Genomic DNA, 17,135 nt, shown 5'->3' with positions numbered 1-17,135 from the left:
AATGAATGGCACAGTACGCATTTTTAAGTACAAGATCTAAAGGTGAAATCGAATACTACTGGTTTCGAGCTGAAGAAGAATTTGGACGTTGGGCGACTGAGAAGGACAGAGTTGATCACATGCCTTTATCCAAACAACTGGAACATATCAACCTCTTGTTACTGGAAGAAAGAGGTGACAAACATGCTGCTATTCTTGGTGCAAAATGGCGGCTAGATTACGCAATTGAAAATGATGTAGATGAGGATATTTTTGAGTGGATCGACACCCCAAGAATATCTGGATTTTGCTTCATGATGATCGACTTTAACAAAAGAGATTTCACTAAAATCCCTTCTTCGCCAAATCGTGGCTCACTCTCTGAATTCAAACCTAACAACCTTCAGCATATCAGGGCTAATGAATCACTAATCTCGAATACTACGCACCAAAAAACAAGGCCATTAACGCAATATAGAGTTGATAGCAACTCATTTACCACAAAACTAAAGGCTCAAAAAAATCAAAAGCCTATCATTGAAAGTACCATTTCAGCTGATCACCCTAGCCCTATCGACCTTCCAGTTAGCTCCGACGCTGACACTCATAAAAAGCGACTAAATAAAATCATCAACTACCTAAATGATGCGCTGAAAGCTACCAGAGGTGACCTCAGTAATGACGCATTTCGTTTGATACTCAATCTAAAATACAGTTGGCAAAATATTTACCTATATAACAACAACCTAGATTGGGTAGACAGCGACAATGAAGAGCAAGTCAAATGGTTACTTGAAGAGATACAAAAAGAGTTTGAGAATAAGTTCGTTTTACCGTGGATATCTTCCTCAACTACAAAGCTCTATCAATCACTAATAACCTATATGGATGTTCAATGGCATTACGATATCGAATCAACTAAAAGCGTTTGCGATAGATTAAAGAAAGCTTGGGTAAGGCGACAGAAAAACAAAGAAAAGTCTAATGGCTTGCTGTCTTTAACGGCTAAAACAAATAGCCAGCTTTTAGAGTTAGAAACCGAGTTGCAAAAATCAAGCAAAGCCATTATTAAATCTCTTATTGAAGATAAGTATCAACAAGAATGCACTTAACAAACATGAGGAATAGTATCTTACCCACAAGTGATCGAGCAAAGATGGTCACTTTCATAGAGACACTACTAAGCAATGTGGAATCTAAAACATAAAACTAACATGTTGGCCTACAACTTTTAGTAACCAAATTAGTAACCAAGAGTAAAGTCAACAACATTAAAAACATTACAAATCAACAAATTGAATGCTAGATTCAACTTACGCCAGCCCACCAATTAAAAAAGCCTGTAAATCAAAAATTTACAGGCTTTTTCTTTAATTCACCGCGAAGTATCTTAAATATCTCAGGTTTAGTTATTCAGGTGACCCAAACAATGACCACAAAAAATTAAATATATCAACAGATAAAATGTTTTTTACCTTTTGCCAGTGCGCCCACTAAATATTCTAAGCGAAATATCGAGCGCAAAAAAGAACTAAAAAATCAAGATAAGAAGCAAAGGAATCACAACACAACTATGAATTAATACCTTTGTCCTTTTGAAGCTGTTTTGCCTAATAACTATTTAGATATGTGGGCTGTAAAAAGTTTAGATCCTTGACGAAACGAAAAACCCAGCTTTTGATTTTTTCAAGACAAAAGCACAGGCTAATCCAATCAACATAGCAGGCCACAACGTCAACATTCTTGTTAAAAGTGAAGTGATGATTGCAATATCACTGCCAACGTCAACCTTTGTCAAAAGCCAAATCATTCCAACCTCTGTTACCCCAATACCACCTGGGAAAAGTGATGCCGCGCCTATCAACAGACTTAGACAATAAATACTTACTGCCATAGCAATACTGATTTCAACACCGAAGTTAATCAACATTAGATACAAGATCAGCCCTTGGGCTGTCCACGCTACAAGTGTGAAGAGTTGACTCTTCAGAGCGACTGGCAGTCGCCACAAACCTCTCAGTATCACAATTGGAAAAAACCACGATTTACTTGAAGCCAAATTAGGCAGCACGTGTAGCAACAGTACAATAATAAAAGGCAAGAAGAGCATTACAAGTGACAACGAACTAAAAGCAAGATTAAAATGTTTAATAAGAAAATAAGTGCCTAATAGTAAAACGACAATAACATCAAGTAAACGCTCTGACATAAAGCTTAAAAAGGTGTATCGAAATTGAATACCTAACTCATTAAGGTGGGTACCCCTCATTAACTCCCCAGTTTTACCGGGTGATGCTGTAAAAGCAAAGCCTGAAAGATAAATGAGAATATGCAGATATATCGAAGCTTTTTGCTCTATTTGGCGCATATACCCTAACCAACGAAGAGAGCGGCAAGAATAACTCAACCCAGAGAGCATCAAACACAATATCACTAATCCGACTGGAAGCGACTGTATAGAGCCTATCGCACCACTAAAATCTGATGAGTGCGTCCATGCAATATAAATAACAAAGCCTAGAGCCAACCATAAATACAGGCGTTTTAATTTCTGAACATAAAATTTGATTCTCATTGGCTGTATTGCATTACCCTAGACAAAAGTGAATATATTATGCACACACCATGCTGAAGCAATACCAGTGACGATACCTGCTAAAATCTCTAGCCGAGTATGCCCCATCCGCTCTCTTAAAGGCTTTTCCACTTTATCTTTATTCAGTACATTAATGGCTTGAGCGTGCTTACCCACTTGCTGCCTTAAACTACTTGCATCAAGAATGACAATAAATGCAAGTGCTATAGCGACAACTAAAGCAGGCTCTTGAAACCCTTCATTAAATGCAATAATCGCAGCAGCACTACTCACGATACTACTATGATTGCTGGGCATACCACCGTAGCCAATTAAATCGAAAGCTAGTCGTTTTGCTCGAATGGAATTAATAGCAAACTTTACACAGCCAGCCACTAACCACGCAAAAAAAGGCGTAATAAGATAACTCAGGTCCAAAAGATTCTCCTTTATCTAAACCGCAATTGAATAGAAACAAGCACCAATCCAACCGATAATGGTTAATTGGAGCCATAGGTCGGCAAACAAGGCGTCTGTTGGTGATTCACCTGAATCATTTGACTCTACAATAAACCAGTAACGATATAAGCCAAATAAAACGAATGGAATGGTATACACCATATCTGGTTTATCTGAAATAACAAATAAGCTATAGAATAAGATGGCACAAGTTGCTGACATTTCGGCATATTTATCAACTAACTCTATGGTGTAAAACTGCAATACACTTCGTGCTTTGTTACCGCTTTTCATCAACTCTTGTCGTCTCTTTATTGCTGCTAAGAAAAGTGCTAGGGAAAGCGTGGTGATAAACATCCAAGAAGAAAGTGGTACGTCTAATGAAACTGCCCCAGCATATACTCGCAACACAAAACCTGTCGCTATCGTAAAAATATCTAATACAGGTTGATGTTTGAGGTAGAAAGTATACGCTACATTTAGTAGCAAGTACGCTGCAACTACAGCTACTACTTTGGGGTAAACCAATGCTGATAGAGCTACAATACTATACAAAACGATCATCAAAATGCGAGCTTGAGGTTTACTCACTTCGCCCGATGCGAGCGGTCTGGTTCTAGACTTCACAGGATGTTTTCTGTCATTTTCAATATCGTTATAATCGTTTAGCACATAAGTTGCTGATGAAGCTAAACAAAAAATAATAAAGGCAGATAGACAATGCTGAACGGATAGCGCATCAGTGAATAGCCCAGAGAAAAGTAAAGGCGCAAAAACAAAGGTGTTTTTTACCCACTGCTTAGGTCGCATTAGACGTACTAGTGGAGGTAATTTGGACATTTTAATTCTTCTTAATAGCATCTAGGCGAAATCTAGGCGAAATCTAGGCGAAATCTAGGCGAAATCTAGGCGAAATGATATGCTGATAGATTATTAAAATCAATGTAAATATAATGACTAAAAGTATGCTTTATATCGCTTTTGCAATCGTAGCGACCATTGTAAATCTTTTCACACAAGAAATTACATCAATCTTTTTTAAGTATGAACATGAAATCATAGTCAGCATGTTAACGGGCACGTTGGCTGGTTTGGTTGTTAAGTACTTATTAGACAAGAAGTTTATTTTTAGGTTTGAAACTAAAAACCAAAAGCAAGATGTGACTACCTTCTTTTTCTACAGCCTAATGGGTGTTATCACAACTGTCCTTTTCTGGGTTACAGAGTATACCTTTGACCTATGGTTTGGAACCAAAACTATGCGCTATGTAGGCGCAGTGATAGGACTGAGCATTGGTTATATCACTAAGTACTACTTAGATAAAAAATATGTATTTATAGAGCGTTAGAATGAAAAAAATAACTAGTTGGGGAAAATACCCACTCATTGATGCGAATATCAACACACCTTCAACAAGTCACAACCTAGTGAATGAACTGCATTGCGGAATAGCACGAGGCTTAGGTCGTAGCTATGGTGACAGCGCACTTTCGGAAAATATCATAGTCAGCGAACAGTTGAATCACTTTATCTCTTTTGATGAAGATACAGGGATACTCCTCTGTGAAGCTGGAGTTTCACTTGACGAAATATTACTAAACTTCGTCCCTAAAGGCTGGTTCCTGTCGGTTACGCCCGGAACCAAGTTTGTTACCGTTGGTGGCGCAATAGCCAGTGATGTTCACGGAAAAAATCACCACCTTGAAGGCAGTTTTTGTGATCATGTTATTTCAATAACTCTAATTACTAACGAACAAAAAATCACTTGCTCAAAAGAAGATAATCCTGATTTATTCCTAGCCACTTGTGGTGGTATGGGATTAACTGGAGTTATCACAGAGGCAGCATTCAAATTAAAACCGATAACCAGTGCCTACATTAATCAAAAAGTAGTTAAAGCTAAAAATCTTGAAACCGCTTTAGCACTATTTGAGCACTATAGAAACGTGACCTACTCGGTTGCGTGGATTGACTGCTTATCCACAGACGATAACCTTGGTCGTTCATTACTGATGTTGGGTGAGCACGCAGATAAAGGCAAACTGACCACTCATAAAAACGGCTTACTGAATATGCCGTGTGATATGCCTTCTTTTTTGTTGAACAAATACACCATACAGGCATTTAACTCAGCCTATTATAACAAGCAACTGAAAGAGGAAGTGAACAATACTGTTCACTATGACCCCTTCTTCTACCCACTTGATAGCATCAATAACTGGAACCGTATGTACGGTGGCAATGGTTTTACCCAATACCAGTTTGTTATTCCTAAAGAAGCAGGGAAAGAAGGACTGACCGAAATCCTTGCTGCTATTGCCGAATCAAAGCAAGGGTCATTCCTTGCGGTATTAAAGATTTTAGGTGAAGGTAACAGAAACCACTTATCTTTCCCAATGGAAGGCTATACCTTAGCGCTTGATTTCAAGTTAAACGACAAGCTATTTTCTTTGCTCGATCGACTAGACATCATAGTGAGAAAATATAAAGGCCGTTTGTATCTGTCGAAAGATGTCAGAATGTCAGCAGAGATGTTTAAAGCGGGATACCCTCAATGGGAAGAATTCCAAGCAGTAAGAAAAGAATATGGAGTAGATGAACTTTATCACTCGCTCCAGTCTAAACGGATAGGACTATAAATATCGTGCAAAACATTATCATTATTGGAGCAACTTCTGCAATGGCAAGAGAAGTTGCCAAGCTATACGCCAAAGAAAAAGCTAATCTCTATCTTATTGCTAGAGATACTTCAAGACTCGACATAATCAAGCAAGACCTTGTGGTAAGAGGTGCTAACACCATTCATACTGCACATTTTGATGCGAATCAGTTTGACTCGCATCAAGTTCTTATTGATCAAGCGTTCGATGCTTTAAGTCGTGTTGATGTACTGCTTGTGGCTTACGGAAGCCTGCCCAATCAAGAGCTTTGCCAAACTAATTCAATGAAGGCCATTGAAGAGTTAAATACCAATGGTATCAGTGTAATTTCACTTCTCACTTATGCAGCAACGAAAATGGAGCAACAAAAATCAGGAAACATAACGGTTATTACCAGCGTTGCAGGTGACAGAGGTCGTCAGTCAAATTACGTATACGGCGCAGCAAAAGGGATGGTTTCTACTTATTTACAAGGACTCGCTCAGAGGCTTAGTAAATCCGGTGTTCACGTCCTGGATATCAAGCCTGGATTTGTTGATACGCCAATGACAGCTGAGTTTGATAAAGGTGTGCTTTGGGCAAAGCCTGAAAAAGTCGCTCTGATTATCAAGAAAAGAATAAGTAATAAGGTCACTTTTTCTTACACACCTGCTTTTTGGTTTGTCATTATGACGATTATTAAGATTGTTCCAAAAGTAATTTTTAACAAGGTGAAATTGTGAGCGCATCTATAAAATTATTTTTAGTTTTTTTTATCGGGTATAGTTTAATACTTGTATTAGGGCTAATTGTTGATTGGCACTATGTCTGGAGCCATACAGGGTTTAACTTTACATCAATGACTTATCCATTTGGTGATATCAGAAATGTAACTAACTATAATAGCTTTATTGAATCAGGCTTAGATCCTAGATCGGATTTGTTCGTAAACAATGAAGGTCAAACCATCCCACCATTTAACTACCCTTCTTTTTGGTTAACATTTCCAATTTTAAATATAGATAACAAAGACACTATATACTTTGGTGTTTCATTTTTCATTCTATTCGCAATTGGAACATACCTGACACTAAAGATCAGGAACCGAATAGACTTCTTAGTTTATCTACCACTCCTTTTTTCACCAGTTGTGGCACTACTAATAGAAAGAGGAAATAATGACCAAGTTGCTTTCTTTTTCGTATCTCTATTCTGCTATTTTAATAAAAACAGAATAATACAAATGATTGCTTATTACTTTGCGTTCGCTGTAAAATTCTTCCCTGTGGTGATTATTGCGTCATTAACTGAAAAAGTTAATTTAAAGTCTATAAAGATTGGCCTATTAATTTTCTTGCCAGTTTCTTTATATATTTTAACAACTTACCCTGAAATAATAGATTTAGGAAAAGCCACTCCTGTATCCAGTTCATATTATGGGTATGGATGGAAAACCTACAGTTTAACTCTAAGTAACCATTTTAACCAGAACCTATTGAATTTGTTTTCTTTTATTTCTATTGCGTTTTTATTTCTATATTTCATACGTATTAATCCCAAAAAAACTTATACCAATTTTAGCAACCACGAATTGATAATGTTCACATCAGGACTCTTGATATACATAGCAACCTATATAATTGGAACTAGCTATGATTATCGACTTGTTTTTTTACTTCTAACCATCCCTACTTTATTAAAGTTAAATAATAAAGTTTCTATTCTAAGCATTATAATCATAGTTTTTTTATTTTGGAGCCACCAGTTTGTGCTAGCCTCTTTGAATCAAATTATTCACCACAACTCGTTCAAGTATCTAGCAGTTGCAACTCTCATAACTAAAGTAATTGCTCACTATGCTTTAATTTTACTTTTAATCTATAACTACAGAACGATTTTTGAACCTGTTTTTTTTAAGTGGAAATTAAATAATATGGCTTAGTCTATAGACTGCCATTATAAATATTAGTAATGGCAGTCTATTTAAAAGATAAACATTCAGATGAGTTGGAGTTAGTTACAAAATTATTAATAATAAAGTAGTGAACATTTTCTTTTTAACTTTACAGTTCTTTTAGCCTTTAATGACTTCGGCACAATTTAATAACAGGAACAAGAAAAGCTAAAACGAAATTTAGCTCTTATACACTACAGTAAAATAGATGAATTTCAGTATTTAATAATCTTTGTGTATTACGAAAAATCATTGAACCAACGACTCTTTTTAATCTAAGTAAATAGTAGGCTCATGTACAATAAATGCACTGACACGCTGAGGTTTCATTATTAAGTAAACTTTACATTGCCGCAAAAATTATTCAGATTGAATTTCTCAGAAACAACATAGAGCAGAACAGTGAAAGAATAAAGTACTATGTATCTAAGTGGGTCTATGAACTTAAAAAACTTTATTATGATACGTTCGTAGAAACACTATTGTTCAACCTGCTTCTATTTGATTATCTAAAATAGTTATTTAAACCTGACAATGCTCACAATGAAGAAGTGGTGATTTTAAGTTTAAACAAAGGTTCTAAAACCTTCAATCAGTTAAAAATGAATGGATATTAAACCATTTTTAGACCCTATCGATAGTTCTTCTTACCTGACAACATTATCTATTAAACAGGGAGTTGAACTACCATACGAAAAATATCACTAAAAAATCTAATAAAAACATTTATTTGAGCCACAATCCAACTTCACCAAACGTTCTAGAAAGTCGCTCAATCAGTACCAAACACCCTCGATTGAACGATTGATTATCTCGTTACCAGCTAGTTCAGAGCGTCGCTCACACCAATGAAATAAGTTAACCAATATCACTTAGCTAATTTAAAATTAGATATTACCTTAAGCTACAAGCAGAAACTAAAAGTAACATTCATGACTTGAGGTAAATATGAAACAAGCTCTGCTTACTCTGGCCGTACTTAGTACAGCTTCTATTACCACCTCTGTAATGGCTGGCAACAACCATGAGTCTAGATATGAAGGCGTGGAAGTAGGAATCCCTACTCTTTCTCACGACTACTATCTAGGTAAAGACTCTGGTGCTACGCATTACTGGCATGGTAATAACCAAGACATGACATGGATTGCAACTTCGGGCAATGACGCCTATCACGCTGACTCTGAAAAAGTTCACCCTGAGCTTACTGCTCACTCGAACAAAATGAAGAAAGGCATTTTCACTTACAAAGACAAATTTCACCAAGTATACGGATACGGGTTAACTTCTCCGATGATCGTTGATGGTGTCGACGGTCTTATCATTCTTGATCCGGTCGAGTCCGTCGACAAGATGCAAGCAGTAATGGAAGTATTTCGCGCAACCACAGGCAATTCGAAGCCTGTAGCCGCGGTTATGTACTCTCACTGGCATCCAGACCACTATGCCGGTGTACGTGGCATTGAAGGCGCTGAGAGCGCAAGCATCATTGCTCACGAAACCTTTATGAAGAATGTCGTGAAAGGATCAATGGGTGGTAATGGCCCTGCACTGGGTTTCCGTGTGGACTATTCGCTCGGTACGCTACTTAACGTAGAAGAAGATGGCCGAATTAACGGTGGTTTGGGTCCTGATTTCGAAATCCGCGAGCACAGCCTTATTGCACCAAACACCTTGGTTAAAGGGACTAATGGCGTTCTAAAAACCGTCATTGCTGGTGTTCAAATCGAGTTCAAACACGTTCCGTCAGAAGCGTCTGATGAAATTACAGCCTACTTCCCAGATTATAAGTTACTGTTTGGTTCTGAAGTGATCCAAGGTGAGAGCTTCCCTAACCTACATACCATTCGTGGTACTCAATACCGCGACCCAAGTATCTGGTACCCAGGAATTGATACGCTACGTGACTACAACGCACAAGCAATGATGCTTTCTCATGGCCGACCTGTTGTTGGTGCTGAGCATGTATCAAACACGCTTACTGCGTACCGTGACGCGATTCAATTTACGTACGACCAGTCGATCAAAGCTATCAATAATGGTGCTACGCAAGAAGATTTGATCCGTCAAATCAAACTGCCAGCGCACCTAGAAAATCACCCATGGTTGGGCGACTTTTACGGCTCTATTCGTCACGCTGCAAAACAGATATTTGTCGGCGAAATGGGTTGGTTTGATGGTGACCCGACGACGCTAAACCCTACCTACTCGGTCGAAGCATCCAAACGTTATGTAGAAATGGTTGGCGGCAAAGACGCAATGATGACACTGGCACAGCAAGCGTGTGACGACCAAGACTACCAATGGTGTGCTGAACTGGCGACTCACGCTGTTCGCATCGATTTGCAAGACATGGCACCTCGTGAGTTGAAAGCACACGCATTGCGTGAACTAGGCTACCGTGAAACCAATAACAACTGGCGTAACTGGTACCTCACCTCAGCTCAAGAGCTTGACGGTACTATCGACTACTCTAAAAAAATTAACCTACAAGCGCCTGACCTTATGGCCGAATTTGAGCCGGGGCAACTCGTAGGTGCGCTTCGCTTTAGCTTAAACGCTGAGCGCAGTGCCGATAAGCACTTCACTGTTGCTTTTGAGTTTAGTGATTACCAAGAAACTCACGCGGTTGAAGTTCGTCGGAGCGTTGCGCAGTTCCACCCTAACTTTGACGGAGACGCAAAAGCGACCGTTAAACTGACTAAGCCTGTTCTTCTTGGGCTGCTCGTTGGAAAAGTGGACTTTGTTAAGGCAATCGAGCAAGTCTACATCAAAGTCGATGGTGATGCCAAAGCAGTGTCTGAATTCTTCAGTCTGTTTGACAAGCCCGCTGAAAATCCAAAAATCACGCTTCGCTAAGCACGCTTAACATGCAGGCCTCGGCCTGCATGTTGTGTTTGTTTGCCAGCTTATCAGGGCAATTCTATGAAAAAATTTATAATCTTATGGGGAGCAATACTGCTGGCAGCAGTCCCCTACGTTTCTCGTGCATGTGGCGATGGTGTCGATATGTCGGTTCCGCATATTCATGATGAGCGCGCAATGCTCATTACATTGGAAAACGCCAAACATGACCCACTCAGAAACATAGATATCAACGACGTATTTGCAGGGCAACTTGCTCGCCCCCCCTCGGAGGCAGCAATAGAGCCCGAAAAAGATAATCAAGCTTCAGAGAAGACAACAGCCGGTTAGACCTAGAGAATCCCATCTTTATGTCTACTGGCTTTTGGTCTTTTATATAGGTACATAAAAAATGAAATTTTTAACGTCAACAATGCGGGTACTGTTTACCATTTTAATGGTTTTACTCAAGTTTTCCGCGTTTATGATTGCGATGTTCGCAGGTGCATATTTACTCGCACCTATGGGCACAATTAACTCCAAAAATGTCGACTTATCGTCCTTTACCAGCACCCCCAACGAAATGATGATGGTGTTGTTTAATTCTGAATATTTCAGTGGCTATTTGTTTTCGGTGACCATCGCGTTAGTGGCCTTTATTGCCTACTTAATGTGGCAGCTTCACGAAGTGGCAGTACACCGAGCAGAAGAGAACCGCAGCGCCCATGTACAATTGGTGTTTGCGCTCTCCTTATGTGGACTCTTCCTGCACAAGGCATGGTGGGTACTGGCCATTATTATCGCCTTCACCAATTGGAGACAGATTGGTATTGGGATGTCGGACGTGATCCGTCGAGGTTACTCTTGGCCGAGCGACCATATTAACACCGACACATCACTGACGGAGCGATAACCGATGAAAGAAGTAATGATCCCTTATATCTTGATCATGTGGATATTGGTTTCAACCGGTGCCATTAAATGGAACTTTCGCAACGGTAGCTGGATTGTATCCAGCGGCATTTTTATCCTAGTGGTTCTTGGCGTGCTTTCGCGACTTTGGGCGCCCGTCGATATGACTTCATCAAGCACAGTAAAAGCGCCACATGCGGTATTATCCCCACTGTTTCGTGAACAGATCGATACCATTCACGTCAATCACAATCAACACGTAAACAAAGGGGATGTCATTTACACCTTGGTCGATGTGAACTCTACAGCCGACCTTGAGAAAATTAATGCCTCCATTGTGCAGCAGCAAGAATCTATTGCTCAAATGAAGAGAGATCTTCAGCGCTCAAAAACGTCGCCGACCATTTTTAAGCAGCGTGATGTAGAGAGTTACAACTCTCAGTTGCGTATTGCCAACGCCAATTTACTCTCTCTACAAGCCGATTTAGAACAGGCTGAGTTTGAGCAAGAGCGCAAAACCATTCGTGCACCATTTGATGGTCAAATTGCCGTGGTCAACGTCGCTGACGGAAGTCGAACAGGTAATATGCACATTTTTGACACTTCACGAAAGTTCATGGAAATGCGCATTCCTGATCAAAGCTACCGCTACGTCGAGGCAGGCCAATTTGCAGAGTTTTACGTGGATGCATTTCCTGGTGAAGTGTTTCGCGCTAGAGTTCACAGCGTAACAGCCGGAACTGGCGAGGCCACTGTATCGGCTATGCAAGGAACACAAAGCGTGCAGCAGCATGTCGCCGCTAATATGGGGACTCATGGCCGAACAGTGATCTTAGAGCTGATAGAGCAAGAAGGTAAAGTCATCCCTATCGGCGCGACAGGCGCGGCATGGATTTCGGCCAATAAGCCGCACCCATTTTTCGGTTTTATTGACGTAATTGGAGCGGCAACAGTCAGGCTTCAGTCTTACAAGTCTTACCTAAACGCTATGTAGATCGTTGCCATGCAATGGGCGACATAATCCATTGAGTTCGCACAACCACTTCACACCCAAAAGCCAGTCATCTCATTGAATGGCTTTTTTAACAGTCTATATCCTTCATTTCAGCCTTAATGTTATGTTCCAAACCCATCTAAAAAATCGATAGGTTCTATTTTTTTCAAAAAAAAGATCACTGCTAAAGTCGCCTCCTCAATCACCACCATCGAAGAACTAGAGGCTTAAATGAAAAAAGCAATCCTGGGAACCACCGTTGTTGCACTATTATCAGCAGGAAGCGTATCAGCAGAAGGACTAACTGGGGGGCTAGAAGTAGACTACAAATCGCAGGCGAAAGAGTCACGCGACGTACAAAAAGATAACAGCGGTGCAAAGCTGTTTATGAAATACAACAATGTTGGCCTTTCAGCAAAAACCAACATTAAAGGGGTTAGCGAATATAACCTCAACTACACCCACAAGCTAAATGACAGTAACGTCTTTGTTAAAGGTGAATACGAACTTGTCGACAAAACCGGCAATCTTTCTAACACCAATAAGTTTGGCCTTACCGTGGGAACCACCTTTGCCGACACCATCAATACCTCTTTCCGTTTTCGTAAAGATCTTGATGAAAAAGCGTCAGCAATGGGCAAACAAAGCGATATCTCACGCGTCGATTTTGCGCTTGGAAATCAGTTTGAGAATGTTCACTTCAACACCAAAATTATTGGGCAACATCAACATAATAAAGCCAGTCTAGGCGCTGGAGCGGACGATCAAATCTTCAACTATGAGGCTCGTATGACGTTTAACGGTATTAGTGATGTCTTCATCCCTTACGTAGAATTGAGCAATGAGGCCAATTTCCAAAACAAAAATCGCGAAACATTTTCTAAAGTAGGTGTAGTGTTTAAGTTCTAAGCGTCTCACTCACTAACTGACCCTTTTTGCCGCCTTTTCATCCGCATAGTCCTTACCCCCAGATGGGGCGGCATCCTAACTCATCGACCTGTTTCCGTGTAAACTTGCTTAGTTCTCACTGTCGAAATCCCCAAGAAATTTGACCTATCCCTCGAACTACAAACTACCCCTTAATGGTTAGCATATGATTGTGCAGCCTGCACAGCGAACATGCACCAAGATCACACCCCGCAAATAGACAAACAGCTAAAGCACTGTTTATTAAGTGATTTCCAAGTTGGCACGCTACTTGTTCTAGTGTAATTAACTTCAGATGCAAACCAGACACCTAGCATCAAAAGATTACTCAACGGTAGCTGCAGCGAAAAGGAGATTTGCTATGCCTAAGACAACTCTTAACACTTTATCCCATTCTCAACACAAGAGCGGACGTATTGCTAAATTTGCACTGTCAACCAGCGCGGTTTTAGGCCTATGTATGCAAGTGGCTTGGGCCGACCTTGGCGAGCCCGAAATCGAAGACCTAAAGTTTGGGTTCATTAAATTAACCGACATGGCGCCACTCGCCGTAGCCTACGAAAATGGTTACTTCGAAGACGAAGGCCTGTATGTCACCCTAGAAGCACAAGCGAACTGGAAAGTGCTATTAGACCGCGTAATCGATGGCGAACTTGACGGTGCACACATGCTCGCGGGACAACCACTTGGAGCAACAATTGGTATCGGTACTCAATCGCCAATCATTACCGCCTTCTCAATGGATCTAAACGGTAACGCGATTACCGTATCTAACGATATTTGGGAACAAATGGAACAGCACGTTCCTAAACAAGCCGATGGTAAGCCGCAGCACCCTATTAAAGCCGACGCCCTTAAACCTGTTGTTGAAAGCTACCTTGACGACGGTAAGGCCTTTAACATGGGAATGGTATTCCCCGTTTCTACCCATAACTACGAACTTCGCTACTGGCTAGCTGCTGGTGGTATTCACCCTGGGTTTTACGCGCCAAAAGCGGGAGACAACAGTGGCCAACTTGAAGCCGATGTTTTGCTTAGCGTAACACCACCACCGCAAATGCCTGCCACAATGGAAGCAGGCACGATCTATGGTTACTGTGTAGGCGAACCGTGGAACCAACAAGCCGTGTTTAAAGGCATTGGCGTTCCTGTCGTTACCGATTATGAAATTTGGAAAAACAACCCTGAAAAAGTATTCGGTGTATCGAAAAGCTGGGCTGAAGAAAATCCAAACACCCATATTCGCGTCGTAAAAGCGATGATTCGAGCTGCTCATTGGTTGGATGAAAATGACAACGCAAACCGTCCAGCGGCGGTTGAAATACTCGCGAAAAGTGAATACGTAGGAGCGGACGCCGAAGTTATTGCCAACAGTATGACGGGTACCTTTGAATACGAAAAAGGTGACAAGCGAGACGTACCTGATTTTAACGTGTTCTTCCGTCATAACGCGACTTACCCGTACTACAGTGATGCTATTTGGTACCTAACCCAAATGCGCCGCTGGGGACAAATCCCAGATCAGAAATCGGATGAATGGTACATGGATATCGCGAAAAGCGTTTATCGTCCAGACATCTACCAACAAGCTGCCGAAGCACTTATCGACGATGGCGTATTGAGCGCGAGCGATTTCCCTAACTTCACAGAAGAAGATGGTTTCCGCGCACCGCAAACGCATTTCATCGACAACATAGTTTACGATGGCAAGCAACCTAACGCCTACCTAGAGAAGTTCTCTATCGGTCTAAAAGGAAAAGATGAGGTGTAATCACCCTCATTGATACAGAGGCTCATGATGAGCCTCTCAAGGAAAGAATTTAGGAGTAAATTATGGCGAGCAATGTCATTTCATTAATGCCCTTTAAAGGGGCGGTAACAAGTCGCTCAAAAGTGTTACTGTTACCCATCATAGGTATTGCGTTGTTCTTGATGATTTGGCATATGTCCGCCAAACAAGTACAAACATCATTGGGTACACTTCCAGGCCCAATACAAACCTTCAGTCAGTTTTCTAACTTAGTCGATGAGCACTTTGCAGAGCGCGAAAAAGAAGTCGCGTTCATAGAGAGACAAGAAGTTCGCAACGCTGCTAAGCTTGAAAAAGATCCTAATGCGACGGTAAAAATTCGTCCGTATACCGGAAAGCCGACGTTCTTCGATCAAATTCTCACCAGTTTGTTTACTGTGGCTTGTGGATTCATTTTGGCCTCTGTGATTGCCATTCCGCTGGGAATACTGCTTGGCCTAAACCAGTCTCTCTACCAAGCATTTAACCCCATAATCCAGTTGCTCAAGCCGGTTTCACCTCTAGCTTGGTTACCTATTGTTACCATGGTTGTGAGTGCCACGTATGTAAGTAGCGATCCGCTGGTTGCCAAATCGTTTGTAAACTCATTGCTTACGGTCGCTTTATGTAGCCTATGGCCAACTTTGATCAACACCGCAGTGGGTGTAACTAGCGTGGACAAAGACCTAGTGAACGTCAGTCGCGTACTGCGTCTATCATGGTGGAAACACATCACCACCATCGTTTTGCCTTCAGCCATTCCTATGGTGTTTACCGGCCTTCGACTGTCGTTAGGTATTGCGTGGATGGTATTGATCGCCGCAGAAATGCTGGCGCAAAACCCAGGCCTTGGTAAGTTTGTATGGGACGAGTTCCAAAACGGAAGCTCTGCGTCACTTGGCCGAATTATGGTTGCGGTGATCACCATCGGTTTCATCGGTTTGTTGCTAGACCGAGGGATGCTTGCACTTCAAAAACGAATGTCATGGGATAAGAGCCAAGACTTGCGCTAGGTAAAAGGAATTATTATGTCAAAGTTAATGTTAGATCTTGCGCAACTTGGAATGCGTTTCCCCACCCCAAAGGGCGAGTTTGTTGCGCTGCGCGATGTAAACCTAAAGATTAAACAAGGTGAGTTCGTCTCGCTCATTGGTCACTCGGGCTGTGGTAAATCAACGGTGCTGAACTTAGTGGCTGGCTTGCTCGACGCAACAGATGGTGGCGTGATTGTCGATGGACGCGAAGTGGATGGACCGGGTCCTGAGCGCGCCGTCGTCTTTCAAAACCACTCACTATTGCCTTGGTTAACGGTATATCAAAACGTCGAACTTGCCGTTAAACAAGTGGCGAAAGGAAAAAGCAAAGCTGAAGTAAAAGAGTTGGTAGAGCACTATTTAGAGCTTATCCAAATGCAACATGCGTCGGACAAAAAGCCTGATGAAATCTCGGGCGGAATGAAGCAGCGTGTTGGTATCGCCCGCGCTTTGGCCCTCCAGCCCAAAGTTCTGCTTATGGATGAACCTTTTGGTGCACTCGATGCGTTGACTCGCGCGCACTTACAAGACTCACTAATGCGGATCCAAGCGGAACTTAACAACACCGTAATCATGATCACTCACGATGTCGACGAAGCGGTCTTGCTGTCGGATAAAATTGTGATGATGACCAATGGACCTGCAGCGACTATCGGGGAAGTTTTGGATATAGAACTAGACCGTCCTCGTAATCGAGTGGTGTTGGCCGAAGATGCTATGTATCAGAAATATCGCCAATCGGTACTCAAGTTCCTTTACGAGAAGCAAAGCAAGGTGGAGCCTCTTGTCACTAAAGAGCCCGCTAAAAGCGAAACCAAACCGACTGCTAAAAGCGCTTAATACCCGTTAATGGTCTTTCGATAATCTTGCTCCTCCCCCTATATCGAAGACCTAAAAAAACCTATTACTTGAACTGACCCCCAATAGTTGGACACCAATTATTGGGGGTCTTTTTATGTCCAAATACAGCAGAGCATTAAAATGCTCTATAGCTAAACAATATCTACAAGGCGAAGGTTCATCTGAAGAGC

The 17,135-nt window shown here is 41.3% G+C and carries 16 protein-coding genes; 13 read left to right on the top strand and 3 right to left on the bottom strand.

The features are described from left to right. The first annotated feature begins 5 nt into the window (after positions 1–5). The gene (locus JQC93_RS16855) at positions 6–1,091 is read left to right on the top strand and encodes a hypothetical protein (RefSeq protein ID WP_205159553.1); all 1,086 of its coding nucleotides are present in this window, start codon (positions 6–8) and stop codon (positions 1,089–1,091) included. Positions 1,092–1,624: 533 nt separating this feature from the next. Here the strand turns inward: JQC93_RS16855 and JQC93_RS16850 are convergent. From JQC93_RS16850 to JQC93_RS16840, 3 genes are read right to left on the bottom strand one after another with little or no spacing between them, the layout of a single operon-like run. Further along, positions 1,625–2,554, bottom strand: coding sequence for a lysylphosphatidylglycerol synthase transmembrane domain-containing protein (locus tag JQC93_RS16850; RefSeq protein ID WP_205159552.1), 930 nt, complete (start codon positions 2,552–2,554; stop codon positions 1,625–1,627). An 18-nt stretch (positions 2,555–2,572) separates the two neighbouring features. Then, on the bottom strand, positions 2,573–2,992 hold the full coding sequence (locus tag JQC93_RS16845; protein ID WP_205159551.1) for a divergent PAP2 family protein: 420 nt from the start codon (positions 2,990–2,992) through the stop codon (positions 2,573–2,575). A gap of 15 nt (positions 2,993–3,007) precedes the next feature. Next, entirely contained in the window at positions 3,008–3,823 is an 816-nt protein-coding gene (locus JQC93_RS16840) for a decaprenyl-phosphate phosphoribosyltransferase (protein WP_205159550.1), read from the bottom strand. Between the two features lie 143 nt (positions 3,824–3,966). On the opposite strand from JQC93_RS16840, the gene JQC93_RS16835 reads away from it, so the two are divergent. The 12 genes from JQC93_RS16835 (at position 3,967) to JQC93_RS16780 (ending at position 16,944) form a co-directional block, all read left to right on the top strand. Continuing rightward, the gene (locus JQC93_RS16835) at positions 3,967–4,362 is read left to right on the top strand and encodes a GtrA family protein (RefSeq protein ID WP_205159549.1); all 396 of its coding nucleotides are present in this window, start codon (positions 3,967–3,969) and stop codon (positions 4,360–4,362) included. A gap of 1 nt (position 4,363) precedes the next feature. Then, positions 4,364–5,653, top strand: a complete 1,290-nt coding sequence (locus tag JQC93_RS16830) for an FAD-binding oxidoreductase (protein ID WP_205159548.1) — start codon at positions 4,364–4,366, stop codon at positions 5,651–5,653. A gap of 5 nt (positions 5,654–5,658) precedes the next feature. Next, on the top strand, positions 5,659–6,396 hold the full coding sequence (locus JQC93_RS16825; protein WP_205159547.1) for an SDR family oxidoreductase: 738 nt from the start codon (positions 5,659–5,661) through the stop codon (positions 6,394–6,396). After that, positions 6,393–7,595 carry a hypothetical protein gene (locus JQC93_RS16820; protein ID WP_205159546.1) on the top strand — a complete coding sequence of 401 codons (1,203 nt, stop codon included), beginning with the start codon at positions 6,393–6,395 and terminating at the stop codon, positions 7,593–7,595. Before JQC93_RS16825 ends, JQC93_RS16820 begins: the two co-directional genes overlap by 4 nt. A gap of 960 nt (positions 7,596–8,555) precedes the next feature. Next, complete coding sequence (locus JQC93_RS16815) at positions 8,556–10,463, top strand: alkyl/aryl-sulfatase (RefSeq protein ID WP_205159545.1); 1,908 nt, start codon at positions 8,556–8,558, stop codon at positions 10,461–10,463. A gap of 66 nt (positions 10,464–10,529) precedes the next feature. Further along, on the top strand, positions 10,530–10,799 hold the full coding sequence (locus JQC93_RS16810) for a hypothetical protein (RefSeq protein WP_205159544.1): 270 nt from the start codon (positions 10,530–10,532) through the stop codon (positions 10,797–10,799). A 61-nt stretch (positions 10,800–10,860) separates the two neighbouring features. Next, entirely contained in the window at positions 10,861–11,361 is a 501-nt protein-coding gene (locus JQC93_RS16805) for a magnesium transporter (protein WP_205159543.1), read from the top strand. A gap of 3 nt (positions 11,362–11,364) precedes the next feature. Continuing rightward, positions 11,365–12,354, top strand: coding sequence for an efflux RND transporter periplasmic adaptor subunit (locus tag JQC93_RS16800; protein WP_205159542.1), 990 nt, complete (start codon positions 11,365–11,367; stop codon positions 12,352–12,354). A gap of 231 nt (positions 12,355–12,585) precedes the next feature. Further along, complete coding sequence (locus JQC93_RS16795) at positions 12,586–13,263, top strand: hypothetical protein (RefSeq protein WP_205159541.1); 678 nt, start codon at positions 12,586–12,588, stop codon at positions 13,261–13,263. 478 nt (positions 13,264–13,741) lie between these two features. Further along, positions 13,742–15,052, top strand: a complete 1,311-nt coding sequence (locus tag JQC93_RS16790) for a CmpA/NrtA family ABC transporter substrate-binding protein (protein ID WP_205159658.1) — start codon at positions 13,742–13,744, stop codon at positions 15,050–15,052. Positions 15,053–15,114: 62 nt separating this feature from the next. Further along, complete coding sequence (locus JQC93_RS16785) at positions 15,115–16,083, top strand: ABC transporter permease (RefSeq protein WP_205159540.1); 969 nt, start codon at positions 15,115–15,117, stop codon at positions 16,081–16,083. A 15-nt stretch (positions 16,084–16,098) separates the two neighbouring features. Beyond that, entirely contained in the window at positions 16,099–16,944 is an 846-nt protein-coding gene (locus JQC93_RS16780) for an ABC transporter ATP-binding protein (RefSeq protein WP_205159539.1), read from the top strand. The last annotated feature ends 191 nt before the right edge of the window (positions 16,945–17,135 follow it).

It is taken from the genome of Vibrio ulleungensis (assembly GCF_016900875.1).
GTDB classification, from domain to species: domain Bacteria; phylum Pseudomonadota; class Gammaproteobacteria; order Enterobacterales; family Vibrionaceae; genus Vibrio; species Vibrio ulleungensis.
Note: the sequence above shows the minus strand (reverse complement) of the source record. Positions and strands in the feature narration are given on the sequence as shown.

Coding starts and splice junctions, on each gene's coding strand:
- JQC93_RS16855 (WP_205159553.1), top strand. CDS start 6: ATGGCACAGTACGCATTTTTAAGTACAAGATCTAAAGGTGAAATCGAA.
- JQC93_RS16850 (WP_205159552.1), bottom strand. CDS start 2,554: ATGAGAATCAAATTTTATGTTCAGAAATTAAAACGCCTGTATTTATGG.
- JQC93_RS16840 (WP_205159550.1), bottom strand. CDS start 3,823: ATGCGACCTAAGCAGTGGGTAAAAAACACCTTTGTTTTTGCGCCTTTA.
- JQC93_RS16835 (WP_205159549.1), top strand. CDS start 3,967: ATGACTAAAAGTATGCTTTATATCGCTTTTGCAATCGTAGCGACCATT.
- JQC93_RS16830 (WP_205159548.1), top strand. CDS start 4,364: ATGAAAAAAATAACTAGTTGGGGAAAATACCCACTCATTGATGCGAAT.
- JQC93_RS16815 (WP_205159545.1), top strand. CDS start 8,556: ATGAAACAAGCTCTGCTTACTCTGGCCGTACTTAGTACAGCTTCTATT.
- JQC93_RS16810 (WP_205159544.1), top strand. CDS start 10,530: ATGAAAAAATTTATAATCTTATGGGGAGCAATACTGCTGGCAGCAGTC.
- JQC93_RS16805 (WP_205159543.1), top strand. CDS start 10,861: ATGAAATTTTTAACGTCAACAATGCGGGTACTGTTTACCATTTTAATG.
- JQC93_RS16800 (WP_205159542.1), top strand. CDS start 11,365: ATGAAAGAAGTAATGATCCCTTATATCTTGATCATGTGGATATTGGTT.
- JQC93_RS16795 (WP_205159541.1), top strand. CDS start 12,586: ATGAAAAAAGCAATCCTGGGAACCACCGTTGTTGCACTATTATCAGCA.
- JQC93_RS16790 (WP_205159658.1), top strand. CDS start 13,742: ATGCAAGTGGCTTGGGCCGACCTTGGCGAGCCCGAAATCGAAGACCTA.
- JQC93_RS16785 (WP_205159540.1), top strand. CDS start 15,115: ATGGCGAGCAATGTCATTTCATTAATGCCCTTTAAAGGGGCGGTAACA.
- JQC93_RS16780 (WP_205159539.1), top strand. CDS start 16,099: ATGTCAAAGTTAATGTTAGATCTTGCGCAACTTGGAATGCGTTTCCCC.